The sequence below is a fragment of the Acetobacter fallax genome, from assembly GCF_011516735.1.
Taxonomy (GTDB): Bacteria; Pseudomonadota; Alphaproteobacteria; order Acetobacterales; family Acetobacteraceae; genus Acetobacter; species Acetobacter fallax.
In genome coordinates, this window is record NZ_WOSX01000112.1 from 1 (window position 1) to 1,806 (window position 1,806).

General features: G+C 56.2%; 2 protein-coding genes. One reads left to right on the forward strand and one right to left on the reverse strand.

Annotated features, from left to right (window positions below):
* Positions 1-226: 226 nt before the first annotated feature.
* Positions 227-1,477, reverse strand: a complete 1,251-nt coding sequence (locus GOB85_RS18665) for an IS701 family transposase (protein ID WP_173578857.1) — start codon at positions 1,475-1,477, stop codon at positions 227-229.
* 122 nt (positions 1,478-1,599) lie between these two features.
* Between GOB85_RS18665 and GOB85_RS18670 the strand changes: the two genes are divergently transcribed.
* The coding region (locus GOB85_RS18670; RefSeq protein ID WP_173578858.1) for a transposase at positions 1,600-1,806 on the forward strand (207 nt) is incomplete at its 3' end.

The following is a 1,806-nucleotide window of genomic DNA, read 5'->3' on the forward strand; positions in this document are numbered from 1 at the left end:
ATCAGGCGGCAGAAGATACGGCTGAGACCGGTCAGACGGGATGAAGCTGCTCATCTCACCACCTTACAACCTTACCCCTTCACAGGGTACCCCAACCCGACAGGCTGCTAGCACTACAGTTGCATATTATATTGTGAGTGAGCGCGGATAGCAGTGGCCTGATGTGTTCGTCGAAAGACAGACCATCTGAGGATGTGGGCTACGGGCAGTCTGCGTTGTGAGAGTTTTACGACGAGACGCCTGATTTCCTGTATGGACCAGCGGACAAGGACTGTCGTGTCCGGTGCAGTGTTTTTTTCGATTTCAGTGAGTTTGCCTGGTAACGGACACCGGCCATGACGGCATAGGCCAGCATGACCAGGGAGACATGCCGATGCCATCCATGCCAGGAACGGGTTTCGTTATGATCAAGACCGAATTCGTTTTTGGCCGTCTCGAAACATTCTTCGATTCTCCAGCGCGTGCCTTCAACGTTCACGAGTTCCTGCATGGTTGTTCCTTTCGGACACCATGTCGTAAAACAGGCAAGGTCTCCATCGGCGATGTTCCGGCGGATCAACAGGCCACGTGTCCATGATCCGGCTATAGGGCAGTCAAATTCTTCAGCATCCAGATCGGCAAGCGGAAGATACGCCCAGTCGTATAACCGCTCGCCCTTTGTGCCGCTTCCCGCTGACAGACGGTGCCAGGCCTGCTCTGGAAGATTTGCGGCAATATCTTTGGCTTCTCCTGCAATCAGCGGGCTTGTCGCCCATGACCCGAACCAGTGATTGCCTCTGACCCCAGGGACATATCCAGTTCCTGCCCGGCGAAGCGTGCGTTCCACATCGCCGACGCCATACACGCTGTCTGCTGCAACCCGGCGGAAGGGCACACCGGCCTCAATACTCCGCTCAATCATCATCGAGGCTAACGCCGGTTTGGTTGCAAACACCACGTCATCGGGAACGTGGGCCTGCTTCAGGCGCTCACGGTTCGACGTCCAGTCTTTCGGGAGATACAGGGCGCGGTCAACAAAGGCGTGGCCCCGCGCCGATACACAGGTGGCAAATACACCAATCTGGCAGTTCGTGATCTTGCCGACAGAGCCCGTATATTGCCGCCCCACACCGCAGGACGCCTGACCTTTCTTCAGAAAACCGGTCTCATCGATGACCAGCACGCCATCTTCAGTGCCCGGATGCTCGACCACATGCTCCCTGACGACATCGCGAAGGGCATCGGCATCCCAGTGCCCGCGCCCCAGAAGCGCCTGTTGCCGCCATGGACCGGGATCTCCTGCGGCTTCCGCTCGCATCCATCCCGTCTTGCGTGGTTCATTGCCAATCAAAATATCAGGAAAAGCACAGGCTGAATCTACGACACGTTTTTGCGTGAACAGCGGCGCTATCCGATCCCTGGCGGACCGAAGCGAGCGCGCCCATAATTCCAGCGTCTCTTCAACAGACGCACCGCCACTCATCATATCCTGAATCATGGTTACCCATAGATTCAGAACTCAACATAATATGCAACTGTAGTGCTAGGCTCAGGACTTATTAATTTCCTGAACTGGGCGTGGTGTTGTGATTCACAGGTTTCCCGATGGAGGGTGGGCCAGTGAGTGATGTGTTTTTGCTATCCGGGCGCCAGATAGAGCGGATCAGGCCGTTTTTCCTTCTGGCTCATGGGGGTCCGCGTGTGGACGACCGACGGGTTCTGAGCGGGATCGTTTACGTGATCCGCAACGGCCTTCAGTGGAAAGATGCCCCGAAGGCGTATGGTCCGCACAAGACTTTATACAACCGCTTTATCCGGTGGAGCCGC

Coding starts and splice junctions, on each gene's coding strand:
- GOB85_RS18665 (WP_173578857.1), bottom strand. CDS start 1,477: ATGATTCAGGATATGATGAGTGGCGGTGCGTCTGTTGAAGAGACGCTG.